This is a genomic window from Providencia sp. 6390 (assembly GCF_058148425.1).
Genome location: NZ_JBYVYL010000001.1, coordinates 929,433 through 951,412 on the forward strand (window position 1 = coordinate 929,433; position 21,980 = coordinate 951,412).

Consider the following 21,980-nt stretch of genomic DNA (forward strand, 5'->3'; position numbering starts at 1 on the left):
TGAGTATTTTCGGTAGTCCCCTAAAATACAAATAGCCCATCAAAAACGATAGACTACCTATTTTCATACACCAATGCTGATACATATGAATCATTAGAATACTTATATTCATTTTGAGTATAATATTGTATATATAACAACAAACTGACTATTCTATTTATTTTGCTTCCAATAATCTTATCTCAACCATTATATTCAACAACCTTTGGTACACAATGACTCAACACAAAAACAAGAACATCATCATTATAGGCGCAGGAATTGTTGGAACCACTCTTGCTTGGTACTTATCCCGTAGCTATACCGGAAAAATTACACTCATCGATAAATCGGATGCGGCACTGGGTGTGACTCAACATGCATTTGCTTGGCTCAATGTTTCCTATGGTCGCCCTAATGGCTACAGCCAATTCAGAAAGCAAGCACTGAGTGAATGGCGTTCTCTCGATAAATTAACCCAAGGTGAGCTCAAGGTGAATTGGTGTGGTGCGATTAGTTGGCAAACTAGCACTGATGCAACACGTCAATTTATAGAATCTCACAATGAAACAGGTTTTAATATTGAAGCTCTCACCCAAACACAATTACAGGCTATTGAACCTAACTTACGAGTTTTGCCTGAACTTGCTGCTTTTAGTGTGGACGAAGGTTGTGTTGACCCTGTTTACGTCACAAATACATTGCTTGATCTCGCTATTCGTCAAGGTGTTAATTATTTACCAAACACTCATGTACAGCAATTATTGCATGAAGATAATAAGATTGTTGGTGTCACAACGTCATCGGGTAATTTATATGCAGATCAAACCATCGTGACAGCAGGTGTTGGTGCTATTGAACTGTTCATCGCCCTACAGATGAACCTTCCTATCTCACCATCACCGTCAATTATTGTCCATTTCCATGACAGTGCAGCAACGCCAGCTATGAAGCACATTATTTCTACACCCGAAATGGAAGTTAGGCCAACATTGGATGGAAATACGCTATGTGCGGAAGATTATATTGATGAACAACCTGAGCACAGCGCAATAAATATCGCACAAAATGCCCTATCTGTGATCCAAAATTCATTTATAGCTACCAGTACACTAAGTCTAGAAAACGCTTACATTGGAATGCGACCTATGCCACAAGATGAGATGCCAATTGTTGGTAAAGTTGCTGATTTTAGTGGTTTATATATTATAAGTATGCACGCAGCTATCACCCTTGCACCATTGATCTGTCATTTGGCGCAAGAGGAAATAATACATGGTACGGAACAGGCGGCACTTCGCCCATATCGATTAACTCGCTTTGCGTCAGGTAACTGAGACATGAATATACCGCTCTACTATTTAAGGCATTATCAGTCCATCGAAAAAACATTTTGGACATCGATTTGTGAACACAGCATCCAGATCGAACAACATACAATTTGTTACCTTACACCATTAAATTCGCCCGTATTTAACTTTATCTACCTCCAGCCTGAGTCATCAATTCAGGCATTTAAACAAGCGCATAGCCTATTTGTTGCACAAAAGAAAAACCATACATTAGTTATACCTGAAGAAATGCTACCCGAGGTCGTTACGGAAGCACTTTCTTTAGGATATAAACGTGACAGCGTAACAACTGCCATGGCTTTATCACTCGATAAACAACGTCCAGTTAAGCTCCCTGAGAATCAGGTTGATATTGTATTTGCTAATCATGACCTTTCGTTATGGGCTAAACCACTCGTTTCTGCCTTTTATCTCTCTGAAGAGCATGATCAAGTCATTAACGAGTATGTTCGTTATCATGAAGATGCATTGCTACAAGGCGCACCACAGTTCCATTTAGTGCTACTGGTTAACGGCTCCCCAGCGACTTCAATGACAGTAACTATTGAAGGAACATTGGCTCGTTTCGACGATATCGGCACTGCACCTTCTCATCAAGGTAATGGCTATGCTTCCCAGCTCATTGCATATGCATTGGCATTCTGTCGCCAACAAGGTGTTGAGCATTGTTTCTTGGATGCATCTGAAGCAGGTTTTGATCTGTACAAGAAATTCGGTTTCGAACCCATGTTCCGCTATATCAATTATGTCTGGTGCAAATAGGCCTAGGTAACCTATATAAAAAATATCAAGTAAGCTGATTGCAATCATTCCAAACAATAATTAGACTATTTAGTCTAATTATTTGAGTGGTTTTTGTATGAAATATAAACGTAAGCTATTGTATATACTATTGCCTCTTTTCATCATCATTGCAGCTGTTGTCTTTACTGGACGATTCGATGATTTTGATTTAGATAAAAACCAAGTAACTGACATTAGTTTTAAAGCAGACGGTAATTTATTATCTGGCACACTTGTACTACCAAGCTCAGGCCAACCGACTGCAATCGCGATATTTGTTCATGGTGATGGTTCACAAGACCGCTTTTCAAATTCAGGTTATTTGCCGTTAATTAATACGTTCGCTGATAACGGTATTGCCGTGTTCAGTTGGGATAAAGCGGGTATTGGTGAGAGTCAAGGTAATTGGCTCGATCAAACAATGGCTGGTCGTGCTGATGAAGCAAAAACGGCTTTAACGCTGTTACGTGAAAAATACCCATCGCCTTCAATTTCTATTGGCTATTTTGGCTTTTCTCAGGCCGGATGGGTGATCCCCATTGCTGCGTCACAAAGCTCACCTGATTTTTCAGTGATTGTTGGCGGAGCCGTCAACTGGCGCGATCAAGGTGCCTTTTATCACCGCATTCGACTCGCTCAAGAAGGCATAGAAAAATCTAAAATTGACCGACAAGTCACAAAACAGCTGCAATCTTATGATGCTATTTTTGGTGTCAATGGTAGCCACGACCCAAAAACTAGTCCTGATATGTCCCTTGAGCGCTTCAAATTTGTTGATCGAAGCTTTTTAAGCGATGCATCACAAGATATTCCTAAAATGAATGGTCGTATGCTTGCCATATGGGGAAAAGATGATCTCAATGTTAATGCACAAGCCGATGCATGTCGCTATGAAAAACTATTGGCAGATAAGCCTAATAGTACCGTTGTGGTAGTGAAAAATAGCACTCACGGGCTGCTTAACGCATCGCTTTTTAATTACCAACTCGATAGCCAATGGCCATGGTGGAAAAAAGCCTATTTTCTCTATTCAGGTCGTGAAGGTTATACCCCATATGCACTGCCATTCATTATTGATTGGCTGAAACAGCAACCCATCACCTTACCTAAAGACTGGCAACCGACTTGTGCTGATTAACCAATTTGGCTGAGCAAAGTCTGTCTCAGCCAAATCAATCTTTAATTAAGCATCGCAAGCGGTTTTTAGGGCAGCACTTTGTTGATATTTTTCAATACCAAGTTCGATTAATCGACTGATCAGCTCTTGATAAGTCATCCCGCCTTGCTGCCACAATTTTGGGTACATACTAATATTGGTAAAACCAGGCAATGTATTAATTTCATTAATAACAATTTGGTTATCTTCTGTCAAAAACACATCTACTCGAGACATACCACAGCAATTTAAGGCGCGATAAGCCTGTAGTGCAATTTCCCTTATTTTATGACTTACATCTACCGTTAAATCGGCTGGTGCGACGACAGAAGCGCCGTTCTCATCGATGTATTTTGTATGATATGCATAGAAACTGTCATGCAGGACTATTTCACCACAAGGGCTAGCCAACGGCTGCTCATTGCCCAATACTGCACATTCTATTTCGCGCCCTTTCACCGCACTTTCAATAAGCACTTTCACATCAAATAAGAATGCAAAATCAAGAGCTGCTTTAAATTCTGACTCATTAGTGACTTTACTGATACCGACAGAAGAGCCTTGATTCGCTGGTTTAATAAATAAAGGTAGCCCTAATTGTTTAACTGTTTCATCATAGGTAACAGTTTCACGATCGGCAGTCAGTAAAGTTATAAAGGGTGCAATCTGCAAACCTGCATCACGTAACAAACGCTTAGTGACATCTTTATCCATACAGGCTGATGAGCCTAAAACGCCAGGGCCAACAAAAGGCAAATTAGCCATACGTAATAGCCCTTGTAACGAGCCATCTTCACCTAAATTGCCATGAACGATAGGGAAAATAACATCGATTTGCGGAAGTGGCTGAGCATCTTCGAGTGAAATAAATTGCTGTGTCGTTTTACCTGGGATGATAGCTATACTGCGTTTAGGTGTATTCAATGCAATTTTAGAAGGATCGTTCGCATGAACTAAAAAATTCGCTTCATCATATTCATGCCAATGCCCTTGTTTATTAATCCCAATAAGGCATACATCAAACTTATTGCGGTCGAGACCATTGATAATGTTTTTCGCTGATTGCAATGAAACTTCGTGCTCCGTTGACTTACCGCCAAAAATAACACCAACCCGTAATTTACTCATCACTCACTCCACCTTAAGAAACCGACAAAACCCAGTCGGAAAATATAACACGTCAAGAAATGGTTATGGGACAAAATCTTTATTTTTCACATAGATTCGCCGAAAGAATAAACAATTAATCGCAAAAGTAAAATGACCGTTACTCTTTTTGCGTTAATATCTCACTTTGTTGTAAACACTGTTTTAGCCAACCTATAAAAAAAGCCAACGCACTACCATGAATCGGTGCTTTTGGTGCTAATAGATAATAAGCAGATCCATCTTCAATAAATCCCTGCGGAGCGACTAATTGCCCCGATTGCAATTCATCCTCAACCATCAAAAATGAGGCAACGGTAACCCCTTGTCCTGAAATAGCTGCCTGAATACATAAATAGAAATGTTCATAAGAAACTTGTCGAGTGACTTGATGAAAACGCCCCATTTGTTGTTGCCACTGAGACCAAACTGATGGGCGAGAAGCAGGATACAATAATGCGATATCATAGGTTTGATTTTGCCAGTCTACGTCCGGTCGCTGTACCACCCCCATTTTTTCACGACAAATCTCTTCGGCATAAACATCATTATTCCATTTGAAATCATTACGCCGTAAGGCTAAATCAACCCCTGTTTTAGCGAAATCAATAGCACCACCCGCAGCAACTAAGTGCACAGTAATATGCGGAAACAGTTGATAAAACTGAGTTAGCCGTGGAATTAACCATTTCATCGCAATGGTTGGCTCACATGAAATACTCACCACATTACGATCGTCAACATTCTGTAATTCACCGAGTGTTTTTTCTAACTGTGAAAACATTTCACGGGTGGTTTGGTAAAGCGTTTTACCGGCTGACGTTAAAAAAACGGCACGATTGCGCCGTTCAAACAACTCAACGCCAATATGTTCCTCAAGCAAACGTATTTGCCGGCTGATAGCACTGTGAGTGACATGTAATTCTTGAGCGGCCTTCACAAAACTGCCACTACGAGCGGCAATATCAAAAAAACGTAATGAAGATAATGGAGGTAGTTTCATTATAGGTTACAAAAACTGACAGATTTGCGTCAGCATAAATCGCTTTTTAACTAAATACAATCTATTGATAATAGGCTTAATCAAAAAGATAAAGGAAAAATATTTATGTCAGTTTTTATTGCCTATCAGAGGAATATAAAATGAATGAACTGATTGCAGTGGCAACTATTACTATTTTAGCTGTTATAAGCCCGGGCCCTGATTTTGCTATGGTCACACGCAACAGCTATGCCTATGGTACAAAAATAGGCTTACTCGCTGCATTAGGTATTGCTATTGGCGTACAAGTTCATGTGCTTTATACCATATTTGGTGTGACATTGATTATTATGGGATCCCCCGTGCTCTTCAGCATTGTGAAGCTATTCGGCGTTGGCTACTTGATCTATATTGGTTTTAAATCATTCACCAATAAACAAAAAATTAGCACCGAAAGTGGCGATTTTATTAAACCTTCACCACTAGCTGCGTTTAGAATGGGTTTTTTAACCAATGCCTTAAACCCAAAAACCATGTTGTTTGTTGTATCTGTGTACACCCAAGTTATCCAAAACAACAATTCACAGTGGCTTAATTTCAGCTATGGGTTGTTTATTTCGTTTACCCATTGGCTATGGTTCAGTTTGATTGCCTTATTTTTTGCCGCACCAACCATACGTAGCCGTATACTTAACTATCAATTAGTTATGGATAAAGTGATTGGCACATTATTGATGATGCTTGGTATTTCACTACTTTTTTTTAATATAAAGTAACTTTATTTCAGTAAATTCGACTCATTAATCATGCTTGCCAGCTGTAATAAATCACTCGGAATATTGAGTCTGGCAAGTTCCTCAAACGATATCCATTTAAACTGCTCAGTAGGTTTCTTTTCCGGTGTGATTAACTCACACAAATACACCATATCAATATGCCAGTGATTACCCCGCTTATTATCTATAATAAACTCTTTCAAAATAGCGAAAGGAATGGGTAAAGCACATACATGCTCAGTCAATTGTATTTTGGTTTTTGTCGGATACGCGCAATCAATCACTCGGCACATTAAGCCTGTTTCTTCGAGTACTTCACGGATCACTGCATCTTGAGGCTCTTCATTTTCTTCAATATGTCCTCCCGGTGGCAACCAGAAGCCTAATTTAGGGTGTTCATGTAATAAAAATTCCCCCTTATAATTACGGATCATCGCTGTCGCTGTAAAATGTTTACATTGTTGTTCCATTGCCTCATCACTCCTTATTTAGCGTTGCTTTCCAATCATATGGCATTAACTGCGCCAAAGTCATTTCAGTATCATTAGCAACCGCAACTCGCGTTTGCTTATTTTTACTCGATAACTGACTGACCAATTCACGACAGCGGCCACAAGGAGGTACAACGTTTCCTGTTGAATCGACAGCGACCATCGCTTTAACCACTGATTTACCTGCTTTAAGCAATTCTGCAACTGCACCGTGTTCTGCACAAAATCCTAAAGAACATGACGTATCGATACTGATCCCTGTATAAACCTCACCATCTTCTGTTTCTAATGCAGCAGCAACATAACCACATTCAATATAACGACTAACCACAATGGGTTTGGCATATCTTTTAGCTATTTCCACTAGATGTTTCATAGAGCCCTCTTTACCTATAAGCTCAGTCTATTGCAAAATGCTAAACAAGTTAAAAGCCTATCGTGCGCTCTCACAAATCGATTAAATACAACACTGAGGATTGAATTTGCACTAATGCAGCTCTTAGCTGCTCATGTGAAATTGAGCTGATAGCTACCCTAATAGCTTGCGGATATGTTTGTCCCCCTGCATAGGACTCCGCTGTGCTAACCGCAATATTGACCTGTTTTAATCGACTCACTAAAGCTTCAGCACGAACGCCCTCAGGCAAAGGGATCCAAACAAAATAACTATATTCATGGGCGATATAATCTATTTTATTCAAAACCTGTTTCACTATTTTTTGTCGAGCCTTGGTATCTCGCCGCTTTTTACGTTCTAATTTTTCTACTTCACCATTTTCTATCCAATAGCAAACAATCGCGGTGGTAATTGCAGGTGTATTCCACGTTGTGATGCGAATTACTCGTTCGATTTCTGAGATCTGTTGTTTAGGCGCAACCACCATACCCACTCGTAATCCTGTTGCAATATTTTTTGAAAACCCAGTAACATAAAAGGTTATTTCCGGTGCAAGCTGAGCAAACGTAGGTGGAGCCGGATGCTGTAGATAAGCGTAAGAGCCATCTTCAATTAACCAAAAATGATGCTGCTTAGCTAGTTGGATAATGGCATTCCGTGTTGGCAAATCGAGTACCCATCCTAGCGGATTATGAAGTGTAGGCATTGCATAATAACCACGAATATTTCTTTGTTTACACAATTTCGCAAATGCAACCAAGTCTGGCCCTGTTGCTGTGGCTGGTACGACAACAAGATCAATATGATAAATCTTTGCTAATGCTTTAAACCCCGGATAAGTTAACGTATCAACAGCAATCACATCACCAGGGCTAAAAATACCTAACACAATCGTCGCAAGACCATGCTGTGCACCACCGACAATCGCAATTTGGTCAGGATCTATCTGTTTTATCCCTCTTTGAGCAAGATAGTTCGCAAAAATAGCTCTTTCATGGCGACGGCCCACATGGGGTAAATAATGAAGAAAACTTTCTAAATCTCCGCCTGAAGAGAAGTGACGTAGTGCCTCTCTTAACCTTTGTGTTTGCTCACTTTCTACTGGGTAAATGTAATTAAGATCTAACATTGTTGGCACGATATCATGCTCAATACTTGATGTCGGTAATAAACTAATATCCCGAACAAATGTGCCTCTTCCGGTTTCACCGCTCACTAGCCCTTGTTCAATCAGCTCACGATATACACGTGACGCTGTCACTAATGAAATACCATTCTGCTTGGCAAAAGCACGATGTGTTGGCAGCCTTGTACCAGGTGCTAATTCACCACTGTGGATCCTACTCGCTAAATCATCTACATAACTTTTATATCGAGACTGTGCCATTTAATTGTACCTATGACAATTTTTTGATTGTCATAATTATCTCGATTAGTTTAGGTGAACTCAAGCCAAAACATAGCTATAGATCAAGTAGGTAATCAATATGACATCACATTCTCACATTACACGCGGTTGGATAAACGGCTTTATTGGCGTTGCTATTTTTAGTGGTTCACTCCCTGCAACGAAAGCAGCTTTAACAGGATTTGCTCCTGATTTTTTAACCGCTAGCCGAGCCGCTATCGCCGGATTACTCTCTGTGTTGATCTTAATGCTATTTCGTCAAAAATTACCACACAAACAATACATTATTGGATTAACTGTTGTTGCATTCGGCGTCGTCATTGGCTTTCCATTTTTAACCGCCCTCGCCTTAAAACATGTGACTTCTGCACATTCTATGGTCTTTTTGGGGTTGCTGCCTTTATCTACAGCTATTTTTGGTGTTCTACGCGGTGGCGAGCGGCCTCGTAAAGCATTTTGGTTTTTTTCGGTACTTGGCAGTGTTTTTGTGATGGGATTTGCCTATTTCCAAGGAGGAAGCAGTACATTAATAGGAGACCTATATATGATTGCCTCTGTATTATTGTGTGGCCTCGGTTATGCGGAAGGCGCAAAACTGTCAAAACATTTAGGTAGTTGGCAGGTCATCTGTTGGGCGCTCGTTATATCATTACCGATTATGCTAATTCTTTGTCTATTACTTTGGCCAGCTGGTTTGAATTCTGTTCCTACTTTTGCATGGGGAGGACTCGGATATGTTGCACTATTTAGTATGTTAATTGGTTTTTTCTTTTGGTACAGCGGATTAGCCGAAGGTGGTATTACTGGTGTCAGCCAACTACAGTTATTACAGCCTTTTATGGGGCTCATGATTTCTGCATGGCTACTTAATGAATCGGTTAACACCTTGATGATTATTTCAACATTGGGTGTGATCATTTGTGTTGCGGGTTCAAAACATTTTAGCCGTTAAAAAATACAAAAACTGTGTGAATTAATAGCTACATCGCACAGTTTTCCATCAAATTAATGCACTTAAAGCGCGATCATTTAACTATTGTTTGGATATGATTGAATGATTATGGCCAATCGTAGTGGAATTATGTATGACAATATCCATCGAGCAGTATAAGCAGCAGATAATGACATTTTTAGACGGTGATCCGAATGAAAACCCTTGGGTAAACGGTAAGCCTCAACCAGAACAAATTGATGTTGTAGAATATAATGATGAATGGCCACTAATTTTTGCTCAGCAAAAACAAACAATTAGTGATGTACTTGCGAATCAATTTATTAGTATCGAGCATGTTGGCTCAACCGCAGTACCAACCCTAGCAGCAAAACCTGTTATTGATATTGACCTGATTGTTCAATCACCTAATGATGAAGAAAGTTATCTCGCGGCCTTAGAGAGCTTAGGTTATCAACTGACAGTAAGAGAACCATCGTGGTATCAGCATCGAATGCTACGCTTAGCAGAACCACGAGTAAATCTGCATGTGTTCCCACAAAATAGCCCTGAGCATTTACGCCACCTGTTGTTTCGTCATTGGTTAATCACACATCCAAAAGATTTAGCTTTATATGCAGAAACTAAACTTTCAGCTAAGGTGGGAGTCAACGATGTTGCGGCATATAACCTGAATAAAAACGAGATAGTCAAACAAATCTATCAACGCATATTTGCTGAATTAGACACCACTTTACCTGAATTACTCAGTATTAATTATTAGGTTATCTATGCATTTTGTTATTTTAAATGAAAGCCATGTTCAACTTATCGAGCAGATCGTGAATACTCTGCACGCTGAATGGCATGAGCTTGCTTCATGGAATGATATGTCTAATATCCGTCAACGCTTAATTGCACGTATCACGGCCCCTATCCCGCAAAGCGTTGCTTGCTTTGTCGATGATAATGGGCAATTACTGACTACAGCAAGTATCATATTGAATGAACTCACTAATATTCCAAATGCCACATGGTGGATGGGTGAAATCATCACGGTGCCATCTGTACGTGGTAAAGGCATTGGACGCCAACTCATTGAGCAGCTTTATGACAAATTCAAACAGTGCTCTGATGAATCTTTATATTTGTACACGCCAGATATGCAGGCACTTTATCGTCGAATGGGATGGATTGATGTACAACAAACTATAGCTAATGATGAGCAGGTCACGGTAATGAAACGCTGATTGAATAAAAAAACCGGCCATAAAAATGGCCGGCATAAATAAAATTAATTATCAGTATTTAAGCTGCTAATGCGAGTTTAGCACCAAACATTAAGAACACCGCACCAATGCAACTATTAGATAGCTTAGAGAGTTTTTGGTTATGTTTAACCATATTCGTCACAGCAACTGCACCAAAGATCAGCAATGACAAGTAAATCATGCTGCAGGTTTCCAAGATACTACCCAAAATAAAAAATGGGATACCTGCATTTGGGTAAACTGGGTCAATAAATTGTATAAAAAACGACACATAAAAAATGATCATTTTAGGATTGAGTAGGCTTAAAAATACCGCTTTTTGATATGTCCCTTTGGTCGCCAAAACAATAGCATCAACATCAGTGACCTGCTCTTTTTTATGAAAAACACTGTAAAGCGTTTTTACACCTAAATAAAATAAGTAAGTCGCCCCCACATACTTAATCACGCTAAAAAAGATAGGCGATGTTTTTACTAATGAGGCTACCCCTAAAAATGATAAAAAAATCAGTATCGCATCACCCGTAAATACGCCTAATGCTGCTTTGTAGCCATTTTTTATGCCATACTTTGCACTACTAGTTAACACAAATAAAGAATTAGGGCCTGGAACAAGTGTAATAAAAATCACACCAATTAAATAAGTCCATAAATTTGTGATACCGAAATTTTCAAGCATAGAGAACCCGCTAACTTAATAAAAGTTATAACAAAAAAGAAACATATCTACTTGATAGTGACTATGATACACGGGTTTATTGAACTGTAAAAGATAACACCAGATGCAAATAAAAATATGGGCATATAACCCACACTCACACCACAACGCCACTTATAAACACTAAAAATATACATTAATATAGATTTATATTTCAATTAAATCATAGCAATTAGAACCCTGTTGTTTCTAGCATGAAAACAGTTTTTTATTCCATTTTTATAATTTATTTTGAATTTATACACTGAAACATGATAGTTAAAAGTGATAGTGAAACTCATCACGATTAACGGTATAACTATTATTGATTTAATTGCTTTTATTTTTGAATTCTGCAGGGACTTAAATTGGACAGTGCCAACTATTTTCATATACAAGAGCTACAAGGATTAGAAATGATCCAAGCTCAATACCATCACCAAAAATTTTCACGACATAGCCATGAAGGTTTTTGTATTGGTGTGATTGAGGAAGGCGCACAACAATTTTTTCGTACTGGCGAAAATCACTATGCGCCGAAAGGCGATATTATTATCGTCAATGCAGATGAAATCCATACAGGCTCTTCTGCCGTTACCAGTGGTTGGGCCTATAAAGCCATTTACCCAACACCAGAAATGTTTGAGCGTTTAACATTAGATCTAAATATGGAAAACTATGGTGTTACGCCTTGGTTCCCAAACGCAGTTATTCATGATGTCGGCTTAGCAACTCAACTCAGCTTACTATTTGATTTACTGTTACAACCAAACAACACCTTATTTAAAGAGACCTTATTATTTTCTTCAATGAGTTGGTTAATTTTAAAATACAATAAAAGTCGATTACAGATTCAAGACATTAGCCCTGCCAAACAAAATATGCAAAATATTTGCGACTTGATGATGAGTACCGCCGAACAAGAACATTCATTAGCTGAATTAGCAACGATAGCAGGTTTTAGTCAGTGGCATTTTCTAAGACAATTTAAATTGCATACAGGTACCACACCACATGCATTTTTAATTCAAGCAAGATTATACAAAGCAAAAAAATTACTCCTTCAGGGGTTAAAACCAGCGGATGTCTCAAGCCAATGCGGTTTTTCTGATCAAAGCCACTTCACCCGCCATTTTAAGCAAGCTATTGGTGTTACACCTAGTCAATATATTCAACATCAAATCAATTAAATAACTATAAGCTAGACGAGTTATTAGAAGCATACATAAGTATGTGGCTAGCGCGAGAGAGTGTAGTCAACGAAGCTACAACTTGAAGTATGACAAGAAAAGAGCAATTTTATTCTATATCCTGCATAACAACACCTGTAAGATAAAAAAAACATCAAAAAAGGTATTAAATCAATGCAGTTACAACAGCGTCGCCATTGGCAACGTGCTTTTATTGATGGGTCAATGCATATGACGCCATTAAATTTAGCCGTCATTCCGTGGGGGATTTTAGCGGGTTCAATGGCGGTAGAGGCAGGGCTTTCGTTCTGGCAAAGCATTTCCATGTCAATGATGATCTTTGCGGGGGCGGCTCAACTCGTCACGTTAGGTTTATTAAATTCAGGTGCTGGCTATCTTACAATTATCATCTCTGTGTTTTTCATTACATCACAACATTTGCTGTATGGCCTCACTATGCGACCCCATGTAAAAAACTTTACGACGACAGAGCGCCTAAGTATTGGCTTTTTATTAACCGATGAATTATTCGCCATCAGCGCTGCCAAGAGACAACCTTTAAGTTTCCCTTACTTATTTGGTGCAGGTTTTAGTTTTTATATTGTGTGGCTGATCACTAGCCTATGTGGCATCGTCATGGCTAATTTCATTACTGATCTTAACCGATTGCATTTGGATTTTTCTGTTGTCGCGACACTATTAGCCATCGTTGTACCACTGACCAAAAAAATGAGTACCATTTGTGGTGTACTCTTTTCACTGGTTGTTGCGGTAATCCTTTCACTTTATTCAATTAGCAGTGCTATTGTGATTGCTGGCGTTGGTGGGATGTGTGTCTCTGTTTTGGTCTCTCGTTTACTTAAGGAAGAAAAATGATTTGGGTATTAATTATTTCACTCACCATCATCGTTTTCTCTCTGCGTTATATTTTTCTGATCCCGCAGTTACCTGTTAGGTTACCTCTATTTATCAGACAGGCGCTAAGTTACTCCGCCCCTTGCCTTTTAACTGCCATCTGCGCACCCGTAATCCTTTTAGAAAACCATCAACTGCGCGATTTTCCTGATAACCCATATCTATGGGGAGCTCTGTTCTGTGTTGTCGCTGCATCACTCATCCGCAATATGTTAGTGACCGTTGGGCTAACATTAGTCTTTTTCTATTGTTTGATTTACTTTATTGGCTGATTTTATGGGGTATATATTCTAAATAATTCGATTTGCAGGTAGGCGACAGGTGAAGATAGGTGGGGAGCATAGATAAACACTGTGACTCGATGAGCCTAGCGTAGTCATAATACCTTAATGAAAAACCTGCAACTTGAAATATGACCAGTAAAAATAGCTAGCTTTACATACCCCCATATTCCTTCTAATATCCTCACCTCAAAATTACACTATTTTTAAATTTCAGCCTTGGTGGTTGATTTGAAATACAGATGAGATCATTAAATATGCTGAATAATTATGTTTTACGTAGTGTCCGTTACATGCTCGATCTAAGCGATAATCAGATGGTTGAAATTATTAAACTTGCCGATTTAACCGTGACCAAAGCAGACATGGTCAGTTGGTTAAAAAAAGATGATGATCCTAACTATGTGGAATGTAATGACAAAGTATTAGGCCATTTCTTGAACGGCTTAATTTATTTCCGCCGTGGTAAAGATGATAATAATCCAATGCCTGAAGTCGAAACTCGCATTACTAATAATATTATCTTAAAAAAACTACGTGTTGCTTTTGCATTAAAAGATACTGATATGATTGAAATATATCAAAAAGTTGATTTTCGCGTTTCAAAGCCTGAACTGAATGCTATATTCCGTAAACCCGATCATAAAAATTACCGTGATTGCGGCGACCAACTATTACGCTATTTCTTAAAAGGGATGACCATGCAATTGCGCAGTTCATCCAAATAATGTAGTTATATTAACTATGTGAGTCGTTGTAACAAATATTGCAAAAATGCATCTATCTTCGGTGATAATGAACGACGGCTCGCATAGATAGCGCGTAATTCAATCGGAGCGGGCTGCTCATCAAACTCAATCACTTCCAGTCGACCCAGTGCAATGTCCTGTTCACAAGGCTCTTTGGCTAAAATAGCGTACCCCACACCTTTAAGGGCTGCAACATTGGCTAAAATACCGCTATTAACGCGATATTGGCTATTAACATTCACTTTTTGCTGACATTTTTGCTGATCAATAAATATCCACGGCTGGCCTGATAAAGCACTGAGACTCGAAATACACGGCATATTGGTAAGTTCTGAAATTGTTTTAGGCCGCCCTGTTCTCTCAATAAGTGAGGGAGATGCAACCACGACACTTTGCCACGTTTTAATAACTCGAGAATGATAACTGCTATTTTCAAGCTCACCGCGATGAAAGGTAAAAAGTAAATCAATATCATTGTTAATCACATCCAAAGGCATGAGCTGCGTATCACAGTAAATCGCTAACTGTGGGTGCTGTAACGCAAATTCAGCAATAACTTCAGCTAATAATAGGCTGCCTGCTTCACTTGGAATGGTCATACGTAAAGTACCCGATAATACTTCACGATGACTAATTTGACTGAGCGTTTCATCAAGCTCTTTATACAGTTTTTGACTCTGCTTTAATAAAATATCACCTTGTTCGGTTAAGCGCATATTGCGCGTTGTTCGTTCAATTAAGCGACAATTAAGCTGTTGTTCAAGCTGTTTTATACTACGGCTAACATTCGATGTCGGCATTGATAATTGCTGTGCGGCTTGCGCAAAACTCCCTTGAGAGGCAACCGCAATAAAGATTTTTAATAAATTTAGATCAACTGACATTAACTTCCCTTCTAAACATCGAGTATAAATCTATCAATAATATGTTGGTCAAATTGCAATGGATCACCATTTAATTCAGCACTTAATTTTGCCATAAATTGTACAAGGTAATTTGCGTTATGTGTAGCCAGTGATTTACCTACCTCAGTTTGCATAGTATCAGGCAATTTAAGCAATTTTTCCTGAAAATGATCAAGCGCCCATGCTTTATCATTTAAGGATCTATTTTCAGCAAAAGGGTCATTGGCATCAAAAAGTGCTCGATTTAATTGACCACTCACCGCAAACACTCGCGCTAAACCTATCGCCCCTAATGCTTCTAATCTATCAGCATCTTGTACAATTTTCGCTTCAATTGTGATGGGTTCAACATTAGCACTAAAGCTATGAGCAATAATACAATGTGAAACTGAAGCATAATAATATTTCGGGAAGCTTGGAAAGTGTTCTCGTAACACATTGAGAGTTTTATCTGCACTCAGAGATGATGTTTGGTTTCTTTGCGGATGATTTTTGGGCAATGTGACAAAATCATGAAAGTAACAGGCAGTGAGTACGATTAAGCGATTAACACTATTGTCATTTTTCATCAAACGTTGCGCAGTTCTCCAAACCCGACGCACATGGAAAATATCGTGAGCGTTATCATTTATCGCCCAGTTTTTCTGCAAGTAATTATCAAATAAAACTGCCCATTGATGAATATCCATTCAAATCTCACCTCTGATCCTGCTGGATAACCAATATAACATGAGCAACCTTTAAAACATTAAAACAATGACTATCAGCAATAACCAAAAGCCATGATTTTTTGATAACGCTCCGCCAGTAATATTTCCATATCCAATTTTTTTAATATTGCTAAATCAGTAAGTAATTGCTGCTTTAAATTTTTACTGGCTTGTACATAATCACGATGTGCTCCCCCCAGCGGTTCAGGGATCACCGTATCAATAATCTTTAATTCCTTGAGACGATTAGCAGTCATACCCATTGTTTCTGCCGCAATTTGTGCCTTCTGAGCATCCTTCCACAGAATTGATGCACAACCTTCCGGTGAAATTGCAGCATACGTACTGTATTCCAACATATTAATACGATCACCCACGCCGATACCTAATGCTCCACCAGAACAACCTTCGCCAGTGATCACACAAATAATAGGTGTTTTTAAGCGCGACATTTCCATAATATTACGCGCAATGGCTTCTGCTTGCCCTCGTTCTTCAGCACCGATCCCAGGGTATGCCCCCGCAGAATCAATGAACACCACTACTGGCAAATGGAAACGTTCGGCCATTTTCATTAAGCGTAACGCTTTGCGATACCCTTCAGGGGAAGGCATGCCAAAATTGCGTAACACCTTCTCTTTGGTTGTACGTCCTTTTTGCTGCCCAATCACCATAACAGGCTGACCATCAAGTCGTGCTAATCCACCAACCAACGCTTTATCATCTGCAAATGCTCTATCACCTGCAAGCTCTTGAAAATCTGTAAAAATCAAAGAAATATAATCCAATGTATACGGTCGCATTGGATGTCTCGCTAATTGAACAATCTCCCATGCACCCAGTTGAGAAAAAATCTTTTTAGTGAGCGCAAGACTTTTCTTTTCTAACAATTTAATTTCTTCATCAAACTCAATAGCGGACTGCTGGCCACTTTGTTTAAAAGCAGCTAAGGCGTCGATTTTTTCATTCAATTCGACTATCGGTTTTTCAAATGCTAAAAAGTGAGTAGACATAAGACCCTTTGAATTTATGAGGCAATGATCTTAAGTGTAGTTAAGATTTTTAGGGCTTTCTATGTAGAAAAATGGGATAGATTATTATCAAAAATAGGATAATACATTATTTATTCAGCTTTCGATTACTTCGGAGACCTATAGACATGATTTTCTGAAACTTAGGGCAAAGTAGATGGTTTTCTTCTGGGCAATTAGCAATATGCAAGATACCATTTTTCAATGCCATTAAATTATCAATGGTGTTTTGTATCTCCTCTGCTTTTGTTTGCAAGTGGCTGCGGTCTATGCTCGGCCCCTTTTCTTGATTCAACATAACTTTAATTTCATCAAGCGAAAACTGCGCCTCACGCCCCAAAGAAATGAGCGATAAGCGAGTCATAACATCTTTTGCATGATAAACACGTTTTAAACCTTTACGGCCAATAGGTTTAATCAACCCTTTCTCCTCATAATAACGAAGAGTGGATGCAGGTAAACCCGATAATTCACTCACTTCTGAAATATCTAATTCATTTACCATTGTGTTAATGACTCGCTAATTTAATTTATAGTTTTTTCTCAAGCAACACTGAACTTGCACCATTCATCACGACATCTTTTTGCACAATATAGCCCAATTTCTGAGCCACTCGCAGAGACACCATATTATCAGGAGCAATAAAGCAAATTGAACGCTCAAACTTGTTCAAATTACTTAACCAATTTAATGCAGCCTGCATCGCTTCGGTTGCATATCCTTTACCTTGGAACTCAGGTGCAATAACCCAACCCGCTTCAGGAATCCCTTTTACAGGTGGCTGGATAATACGATGAAAATCGGCAAAACCAAGATCACCAATATACCGTCCAGTTAGCTTTTCTCTTACTGCCCAATAACCAAAACCAAGCACAGGCCATAAGCCACCATATGCTAACATTCTCATCCATGATTCACGTTCAGTTGATGGTGTACCACCAATATGCTGAACCATAGATTCAGTGGCCCACAATTGAGTCAACGCAGCAAAGTCACTTTGCTGGTGCCCAGATAAAATTAGCCTTTCGGTTTCAAGTTGAGGAATTGCACCGCTGAAACTTGTCATTATTGTTCCTTACTACCTAAAAGGAGGTTCATCGAAGGTTCTTAATTTCCTTGAGTGCAATTTATCGCCCTCTTGTCGTAAAAGATCGATAGCACGGATCCCTATCTGCAAATGCTCAGAAATAGCCCCTTCATAAAAACTGTTGGCTTGACCTGGTAATTTTATTTCGCCGTGTAATGGTTTATCTGAAACACATAAAAGGGTTCCATAGGGCACTCTAAAACGATAACCTTGGGCCGCAATAGTAGCACTTTCCATATCAACGGCCACCGCTCGACTTAAGCTAAAGCGACGTGCAGTTGCAAAAAAACGTAGCTCCCAATTGCGGTCATCGGTTGTCACAACAGTACCCGTACGCAAGCGCTGTTTTACTAATTCACCTGGCATATTACTAACTTGCTTCGTCGCATCGTATAATGCCCTCTGCACTTCAGCGATACTTGGAATTGGAATGTCTGGCGGCAACACATCATCTAAAATATGGTCATCACGTAAATAAGCATGAGCTAACACATAATCACCAATTTTTTGGCTTTCACGCAGGCCACCACAATGGCCGATCATTAACCATGCATGTGGGCGTAAAACAGCTAAATGATCACAGACATTTTTTGCGTTAGATGGCCCAACACCAATATTCACTAATGTTATTCCTACACCATCTTTTGCTAATAGATGATAAGCCGGCATTTGGAATTTTTTCCAAGTTAAATCAGATGTGGCAATTTGTGGATCTGCATTTTCAGCTGTTAAATAAGTATGCCCGACGCAGGATAACGCAATATATCGACTCTCTGGATCCTTAATTTGCTCACACGCCCAGCTGACAAACTCATCAACATAACGGTTATAATTAGTGAACAAAATATAAGGTTGCACATGCTCTGGTGGTGTACCTGTGTAATGCTTTAGCCGCGCTAAAGAGAAATCAACACGTAACGCATCAAAATGGGAAAGTGGCATTTCACCTTTAGATTGAATTAAACCATCCGTAATATCATCACTGATATCTGCCAAATCAGTAATAGGAAAATGGGCAGCTAAACTGCTACTCATGCTACGATCTAAAACAAGATCAGAACCGTCGATAACAAAAGGATATGGTATTTCCGTATTGGATGGGCGAACTGCAAAAGTAACATCATAGTCTTGCTGTAATATTGTTAATTGCTCAGTAAGATATTGGCGAAACAAGTCTGGTTGGGTAATAGTAATACAGTAAGACCCCGGCTTGACAAACCGTGCATATGCCCTTGTTTTTTCGCAGTGATCAACTCGCCCACTCCATTCGACACACAGTTCGGGGTAAGCAAACAAACCTTTTTCACGTGCATCTGCTTCAGGGAGCTGCCCATCATGAATATAAGCAGCAATAGCATTTCTTAGTGACTCAATGGCATTGGCGTACAATAAAGAAAGTTTGTCTAAAACGTCATCAATAGATAAATTTTCATAGCTGTGGCATTTTTCTAAAGACACACATTACCCCTTATCAGATGGCATAGTTACTCTGAAGAGCAGTGTATGTCTTTAACCTACAGTAAACAAGATACGATATGTATGATCTTACGATAAAAATCAAACTGCTATATTAGTATTTATACAAATAGATTACATAAAATCATGACGCTAATGGATTATTTCTATGCTGCTCTTGAATTGTTCTCATTTCCATACTTACTATCTTAGCAACCCACTGAGCTTCATGTAATGATAAATTTAAGATGCCCTGAGCACAGGTACTTACACGTATTGTATTATTGACTTTTTGTACTTTATCAGCGACTGAAGTATTTGTCGTTGAGACTGATACTCGTTTATTCACATTTAATTTTAGTGAGTCTATTTTAGACATTAGTTGTATTTTTGATAGCATAATTAAAACTCCATGTATAATAGATATGCATTATTTGTTAGTTAATTTCGTTAAAAACCATAAAACATAACCTAATTCTCACATCAGAGCCTAACTAATATCTTCAATAAAACGATTATTAGCTAAATATTAACTGGCATATTAAAAATTAATATAGAATTACAGAAAGTACCAGAGGTAACGTTATGACTGCCAAAACCGTCTGTAACGTAATGATCCCCGCCATCAATTGACTATCTCCGTTTAACTGCCGAGTTAAAATATAAGCAGTAGGAGCCGTTGGTATAGCAAAAAAAATGACTATTAATATCGTTTCAAGCTCAGGTAATGAAAACAACTTTGCAGTAAAAATAGCCAATGCTGGCATCACTAATAACCGAATTAGGCTTGATACCATTAATGGCTTAAACTCTATCCGTAGTGTGCTCGTTTGCAGTGCACCACCAATACATATTAGCCCTAACGGTAAACTCGCTGCAGCAAGTAATTTGAGTAATTGGTCAGATCCAAAAGGTAACCCGATTGGTAATAAGTTAAGCAACACCCCTATTACGCACGAGATGATTAATGGATTTTTAATAATAGGGAGGATCAGTTGTTTAACTGAAATTTTAGTGCCTGCAGTTAAAGATAATACTGCTATCACATTACAGCTAGGTACTAATATCGCCATAAGAACCGCAGCAATAGCAATCCCTTCTGTACCAAATAAATCCGCAACAATCGCTAGCCCTAAGTATGTATTAAACCGTGTAATGCCTTGTATGTGAGCACCAAAACGAGGTACTGACATTTTAAAAAATATTTTACAGCCTAGCACTAGTACACTACTTATTCCTAAAATAAAGAAGATTGCCACTGCAAGATACGGTAATTTAGGATTATCAAGTGGCGCACTAGCTAAACTATTAATTAACAGCGCTGGAAATAAGATAAAGTAATTTAGTTTTTCAGCACTAGGCCAAAAATCAGCAGCAAATAATGATGTGCGGCGTAAAATAAAACCGATCGCTATCAATGCAAACAATGGCCATAAGACTAATAATACTTGTTCCATATTTTTATACTTTTATCTTTCATTAACGATACTTATCCACTGTAGTGGTTAATGAAGTGTAATAGTTAGGTAAAAAAGGCTTTACTACTCAATCTTTCGATTAAGGGAATTTCTGATAGCATCGTAATTATTTTTTCTGTAACCTCATGATAAATATTACTATGAATAAAATTTATTATGGATATCAAAACACTCTGTAAACAATATCGTACTGGTAAAAAATTTAAATACCTCTTTTTTTGGGGGCATCAATCCAAATCCAATACCATCACTAAAAGTTGCTTTAGCCAGTGGTATCCAGCGCCTTTTCTTGTTGATGGCAACCGTTTTGCTAGCGCTGAACATTTTATGATGGCGGAAAAAGCCCGATTATTTAATGATCAAGAAACACTGGCTAAAATTATTAATGCACCAAATCCAGGGGCGGCAAAAGCATTTGGTAGAGAAGTTCGTGGTTTCAAACAACAAGATTGGGATATACACAGATTTGATATTGTTGTTAATGCTAACCTTGCAAAATTTTCTCAAAATGAAGCGTTACGACAATTTTTACTCAATACCAATGAAAGAGTGCTTGTTGAAGCTAGCCCTGTCGATAGAATTTGGGGAATTGGTCTTGCTGAAGATACCGAAAATATCGAAAATCCACTGACATGGAAAGGCTTAAACCTACTCGGCTTTGCCTTAATGGAAGTGCGCAATCGCTTAAAAACATAGAATAACGAATTTCATCATAATTAGCTAAACCCTATGGGGAAACGATATACCTAACCATTTAATTTATTAGCAATCACGTTTCCTCATATACTCGTCATACTTCAAGTTGCAGA

At 38.7% G+C, this 21,980-nt stretch carries 25 protein-coding genes; 12 read left to right on the forward strand and 13 right to left on the reverse strand.

Translation table 11 applies throughout. The features are described 5' to 3' along the window. Positions 1-215 precede the first annotated feature (215 nt). The 3 genes from AC3Z9T_RS04470 (at position 216) to AC3Z9T_RS04480 (ending at position 3,252) form a co-directional block, all read left to right on the forward strand. Positions 216-1,316 (forward strand): NAD(P)/FAD-dependent oxidoreductase, encoded by a 1,101-nt coding sequence (locus AC3Z9T_RS04470; protein ID WP_490124994.1) that lies wholly within the window; start codon positions 216-218, stop codon positions 1,314-1,316. A 3-nt stretch (positions 1,317-1,319) separates the two neighbouring features. After that, positions 1,320-2,093 carry a GNAT family N-acetyltransferase gene (locus AC3Z9T_RS04475; protein ID WP_490124995.1) on the forward strand — a complete coding sequence of 258 codons (774 nt, stop codon included), beginning with the start codon at positions 1,320-1,322 and terminating at the stop codon, positions 2,091-2,093. Positions 2,094-2,190: 97 nt separating this feature from the next. Next, entirely contained in the window at positions 2,191-3,252 is a 1,062-nt protein-coding gene (locus tag AC3Z9T_RS04480; protein ID WP_490124996.1) for an alpha/beta hydrolase family protein, read from the forward strand. Positions 3,253-3,297: 45 nt separating this feature from the next. Here the strand turns inward: AC3Z9T_RS04480 and ddlA are convergent, their stop codons facing one another. Then, positions 3,298-4,398: a D-alanine--D-alanine ligase gene (gene ddlA, locus AC3Z9T_RS04485; RefSeq protein WP_490124997.1), complete on the reverse strand. Its 1,101-nt coding sequence runs from the start codon at positions 4,396-4,398 to the stop codon at positions 3,298-3,300. Positions 4,399-4,537: 139 nt separating this feature from the next. Beyond that, the gene (locus AC3Z9T_RS04490; RefSeq protein ID WP_490124998.1) at positions 4,538-5,419 is read right to left on the reverse strand and encodes a LysR substrate-binding domain-containing protein; all 882 of its coding nucleotides are present in this window, start codon (positions 5,417-5,419) and stop codon (positions 4,538-4,540) included. A 140-nt stretch (positions 5,420-5,559) separates the two neighbouring features. On the opposite strand from AC3Z9T_RS04490, the gene AC3Z9T_RS04495 reads away from it, so the two are divergent. Then, on the forward strand, positions 5,560-6,174 hold the full coding sequence (locus AC3Z9T_RS04495; protein ID WP_490124999.1) for a LysE family translocator: 615 nt from the start codon (positions 5,560-5,562) through the stop codon (positions 6,172-6,174). A gap of 2 nt (positions 6,175-6,176) precedes the next feature. Here AC3Z9T_RS04495 and AC3Z9T_RS04500 read toward each other — a convergent pair whose 3' ends face one another. The 3 genes from AC3Z9T_RS04500 to AC3Z9T_RS04510 form a co-directional block, all read right to left on the reverse strand. Beyond that, positions 6,177-6,644 (reverse strand): NUDIX hydrolase, encoded by a 468-nt coding sequence (locus AC3Z9T_RS04500; protein WP_490125000.1) that lies wholly within the window; start codon positions 6,642-6,644, stop codon positions 6,177-6,179. Between the two features lie 7 nt (positions 6,645-6,651). Further along, positions 6,652-7,041 carry a cytidine deaminase family protein gene (locus tag AC3Z9T_RS04505; RefSeq protein WP_490125001.1) on the reverse strand — a complete coding sequence of 130 codons (390 nt, stop codon included), beginning with the start codon at positions 7,039-7,041 and terminating at the stop codon, positions 6,652-6,654. Positions 7,042-7,111: 70 nt separating this feature from the next. Then, complete coding sequence (locus AC3Z9T_RS04510; RefSeq protein WP_490125002.1) at positions 7,112-8,449, reverse strand: aminotransferase-like domain-containing protein; 1,338 nt, start codon at positions 8,447-8,449, stop codon at positions 7,112-7,114. A 100-nt stretch (positions 8,450-8,549) separates the two neighbouring features. Here AC3Z9T_RS04510 and AC3Z9T_RS04515 point away from each other — a divergent pair, with 100 nt between their 5' ends. The 3 genes from AC3Z9T_RS04515 (at position 8,550) to AC3Z9T_RS04525 (ending at position 10,651) form a co-directional block, all read left to right on the forward strand. Then, positions 8,550-9,422: a DMT family transporter gene (locus AC3Z9T_RS04515; RefSeq protein WP_490125003.1), complete on the forward strand. Its 873-nt coding sequence runs from the start codon at positions 8,550-8,552 to the stop codon at positions 9,420-9,422. A 133-nt stretch (positions 9,423-9,555) separates the two neighbouring features. Beyond that, positions 9,556-10,185, forward strand: coding sequence for a GrpB family protein (locus AC3Z9T_RS04520; protein WP_490125004.1), 630 nt, complete (start codon positions 9,556-9,558; stop codon positions 10,183-10,185). 7 nt (positions 10,186-10,192) lie between these two features. Beyond that, positions 10,193-10,651 carry a GNAT family N-acetyltransferase gene (locus AC3Z9T_RS04525; RefSeq protein ID WP_490125005.1) on the forward strand — a complete coding sequence of 153 codons (459 nt, stop codon included), beginning with the start codon at positions 10,193-10,195 and terminating at the stop codon, positions 10,649-10,651. A gap of 58 nt (positions 10,652-10,709) precedes the next feature. On the opposite strand, the gene leuE is transcribed toward AC3Z9T_RS04525, so the two are convergent. Continuing rightward, a complete protein-coding gene (gene leuE / locus AC3Z9T_RS04530) occupies positions 10,710-11,351 on the reverse strand; it encodes a leucine efflux protein LeuE (protein ID WP_490125006.1) in 642 nt (213 codons plus the stop codon). A 386-nt stretch (positions 11,352-11,737) separates the two neighbouring features. Between leuE and AC3Z9T_RS04535 the strand changes: the two genes are divergently transcribed. The 4 genes from AC3Z9T_RS04535 to AC3Z9T_RS04550 all read left to right on the forward strand — a co-directional run bounded on the left by AC3Z9T_RS04535 (position 11,738) and on the right by AC3Z9T_RS04550 (position 14,483). Then, positions 11,738-12,559, forward strand: a complete 822-nt coding sequence (locus AC3Z9T_RS04535; protein WP_490125007.1) for an AraC family ligand binding domain-containing protein — start codon at positions 11,738-11,740, stop codon at positions 12,557-12,559. A gap of 174 nt (positions 12,560-12,733) precedes the next feature. After that, the gene (locus tag AC3Z9T_RS04540) at positions 12,734-13,435 is read left to right on the forward strand and encodes an AzlC family ABC transporter permease (RefSeq protein WP_490125008.1); all 702 of its coding nucleotides are present in this window, start codon (positions 12,734-12,736) and stop codon (positions 13,433-13,435) included. Further along, the gene (locus tag AC3Z9T_RS04545) at positions 13,432-13,746 is read left to right on the forward strand and encodes an AzlD domain-containing protein (protein WP_490125009.1); all 315 of its coding nucleotides are present in this window, start codon (positions 13,432-13,434) and stop codon (positions 13,744-13,746) included. The genes AC3Z9T_RS04540 and AC3Z9T_RS04545 overlap by 4 nt, the downstream gene beginning before the upstream one ends. 266 nt (positions 13,747-14,012) lie before the next feature. Next, positions 14,013-14,483, forward strand: a complete 471-nt coding sequence (locus AC3Z9T_RS04550; RefSeq protein WP_490125141.1) for a YehS family protein — start codon at positions 14,013-14,015, stop codon at positions 14,481-14,483. A gap of 14 nt (positions 14,484-14,497) precedes the next feature. On the opposite strand, the gene AC3Z9T_RS04555 is transcribed toward AC3Z9T_RS04550, so the two are convergent. From AC3Z9T_RS04555 to AC3Z9T_RS04585, 7 genes are all read right to left on the reverse strand, one after another. Further along, positions 14,498-15,388 (reverse strand): LysR family transcriptional regulator, encoded by an 891-nt coding sequence (locus AC3Z9T_RS04555; RefSeq protein ID WP_490125010.1) that lies wholly within the window; start codon positions 15,386-15,388, stop codon positions 14,498-14,500. An 11-nt stretch (positions 15,389-15,399) separates the two neighbouring features. After that, positions 15,400-16,098 carry a phosphohydrolase gene (locus tag AC3Z9T_RS04560; protein ID WP_490125011.1) on the reverse strand — a complete coding sequence of 233 codons (699 nt, stop codon included), beginning with the start codon at positions 16,096-16,098 and terminating at the stop codon, positions 15,400-15,402. 74 nt (positions 16,099-16,172) lie between these two features. Continuing rightward, positions 16,173-17,132 (reverse strand): acetyl-CoA carboxylase carboxyl transferase subunit alpha, encoded by a 960-nt coding sequence (gene accA, locus AC3Z9T_RS04565; protein WP_490125012.1) that lies wholly within the window; start codon positions 17,130-17,132, stop codon positions 16,173-16,175. Positions 17,133-17,238: 106 nt separating this feature from the next. Next, entirely contained in the window at positions 17,239-17,655 is a 417-nt protein-coding gene (locus AC3Z9T_RS04570) for a helix-turn-helix domain-containing protein (protein ID WP_490125013.1), read from the reverse strand. 25 nt (positions 17,656-17,680) lie between these two features. Further along, positions 17,681-18,217, reverse strand: coding sequence for a GNAT family N-acetyltransferase (locus AC3Z9T_RS04575; RefSeq protein ID WP_490125014.1), 537 nt, complete (start codon positions 18,215-18,217; stop codon positions 17,681-17,683). A 12-nt stretch (positions 18,218-18,229) separates the two neighbouring features. Next, the gene (locus AC3Z9T_RS04580) at positions 18,230-19,696 is read right to left on the reverse strand and encodes an AMP nucleosidase (RefSeq protein WP_490125015.1); all 1,467 of its coding nucleotides are present in this window, start codon (positions 19,694-19,696) and stop codon (positions 18,230-18,232) included. 545 nt (positions 19,697-20,241) lie between these two features. Continuing rightward, complete coding sequence (locus AC3Z9T_RS04585) at positions 20,242-21,150, reverse strand: AEC family transporter (protein WP_490125016.1); 909 nt, start codon at positions 21,148-21,150, stop codon at positions 20,242-20,244. 177 nt (positions 21,151-21,327) lie between these two features. Here AC3Z9T_RS04585 and ybiA point away from each other — a divergent pair, with 177 nt between their 5' ends. Continuing rightward, complete coding sequence (gene ybiA / locus AC3Z9T_RS04590) at positions 21,328-21,867, forward strand: riboflavin biosynthesis intermediates N-glycosidase (RefSeq protein ID WP_490125017.1); 540 nt, start codon at positions 21,328-21,330, stop codon at positions 21,865-21,867. Positions 21,868-21,980: the final 113 nt, after the last annotated feature.

Bases quoted from the DNA above. Each gene is read 5' to 3' on its own strand.
- AC3Z9T_RS04555 (WP_490125010.1), bottom strand. From the start codon at position 15,388: ATGTCAGTTGATCTAAATTTATTAAAAATCTTTATTGCGGTTGCCTCT.
- AC3Z9T_RS04505 (WP_490125001.1), bottom strand. From the start codon at position 7,041: ATGAAACATCTAGTGGAAATAGCTAAAAGATATGCCAAACCCATTGTG.
- AC3Z9T_RS04500 (WP_490125000.1), bottom strand. From the start codon at position 6,644: ATGGAACAACAATGTAAACATTTTACAGCGACAGCGATGATCCGTAAT.
- AC3Z9T_RS04515 (WP_490125003.1), top strand. From the start codon at position 8,550: ATGACATCACATTCTCACATTACACGCGGTTGGATAAACGGCTTTATT.
- accA (WP_490125012.1), bottom strand. From the start codon at position 17,132: ATGTCTACTCACTTTTTAGCATTTGAAAAACCGATAGTCGAATTGAAT.
- AC3Z9T_RS04520 (WP_490125004.1), top strand. From the start codon at position 9,556: ATGACAATATCCATCGAGCAGTATAAGCAGCAGATAATGACATTTTTA.
- ybiA (WP_490125017.1), top strand. From the start codon at position 21,328: ATGGATATCAAAACACTCTGTAAACAATATCGTACTGGTAAAAAATTT.
- AC3Z9T_RS04470 (WP_490124994.1), top strand. From the start codon at position 216: ATGACTCAACACAAAAACAAGAACATCATCATTATAGGCGCAGGAATT.
- AC3Z9T_RS04545 (WP_490125009.1), top strand. From the start codon at position 13,432: ATGATTTGGGTATTAATTATTTCACTCACCATCATCGTTTTCTCTCTG.
- AC3Z9T_RS04560 (WP_490125011.1), bottom strand. From the start codon at position 16,098: ATGGATATTCATCAATGGGCAGTTTTATTTGATAATTACTTGCAGAAA.
- ddlA (WP_490124997.1), bottom strand. From the start codon at position 4,398: ATGAGTAAATTACGGGTTGGTGTTATTTTTGGCGGTAAGTCAACGGAG.
- AC3Z9T_RS04570 (WP_490125013.1), bottom strand. From the start codon at position 17,655: ATGGTAAATGAATTAGATATTTCAGAAGTGAGTGAATTATCGGGTTTA.
- AC3Z9T_RS04495 (WP_490124999.1), top strand. From the start codon at position 5,560: ATGAATGAACTGATTGCAGTGGCAACTATTACTATTTTAGCTGTTATA.
- AC3Z9T_RS04510 (WP_490125002.1), bottom strand. From the start codon at position 8,449: ATGGCACAGTCTCGATATAAAAGTTATGTAGATGATTTAGCGAGTAGG.
- AC3Z9T_RS04550 (WP_490125141.1), top strand. From the start codon at position 14,013: ATGCTGAATAATTATGTTTTACGTAGTGTCCGTTACATGCTCGATCTA.
- AC3Z9T_RS04585 (WP_490125016.1), bottom strand. From the start codon at position 21,150: ATGGAACAAGTATTATTAGTCTTATGGCCATTGTTTGCATTGATAGCG.
- AC3Z9T_RS04475 (WP_490124995.1), top strand. From the start codon at position 1,320: ATGAATATACCGCTCTACTATTTAAGGCATTATCAGTCCATCGAAAAA.
- AC3Z9T_RS04575 (WP_490125014.1), bottom strand. From the start codon at position 18,217: ATGACAAGTTTCAGCGGTGCAATTCCTCAACTTGAAACCGAAAGGCTA.
- AC3Z9T_RS04490 (WP_490124998.1), bottom strand. From the start codon at position 5,419: ATGAAACTACCTCCATTATCTTCATTACGTTTTTTTGATATTGCCGCT.
- AC3Z9T_RS04525 (WP_490125005.1), top strand. From the start codon at position 10,193: ATGCATTTTGTTATTTTAAATGAAAGCCATGTTCAACTTATCGAGCAG.
- leuE (WP_490125006.1), bottom strand. From the start codon at position 11,351: ATGCTTGAAAATTTCGGTATCACAAATTTATGGACTTATTTAATTGGT.
- AC3Z9T_RS04540 (WP_490125008.1), top strand. From the start codon at position 12,734: ATGCAGTTACAACAGCGTCGCCATTGGCAACGTGCTTTTATTGATGGG.
- AC3Z9T_RS04480 (WP_490124996.1), top strand. From the start codon at position 2,191: ATGAAATATAAACGTAAGCTATTGTATATACTATTGCCTCTTTTCATC.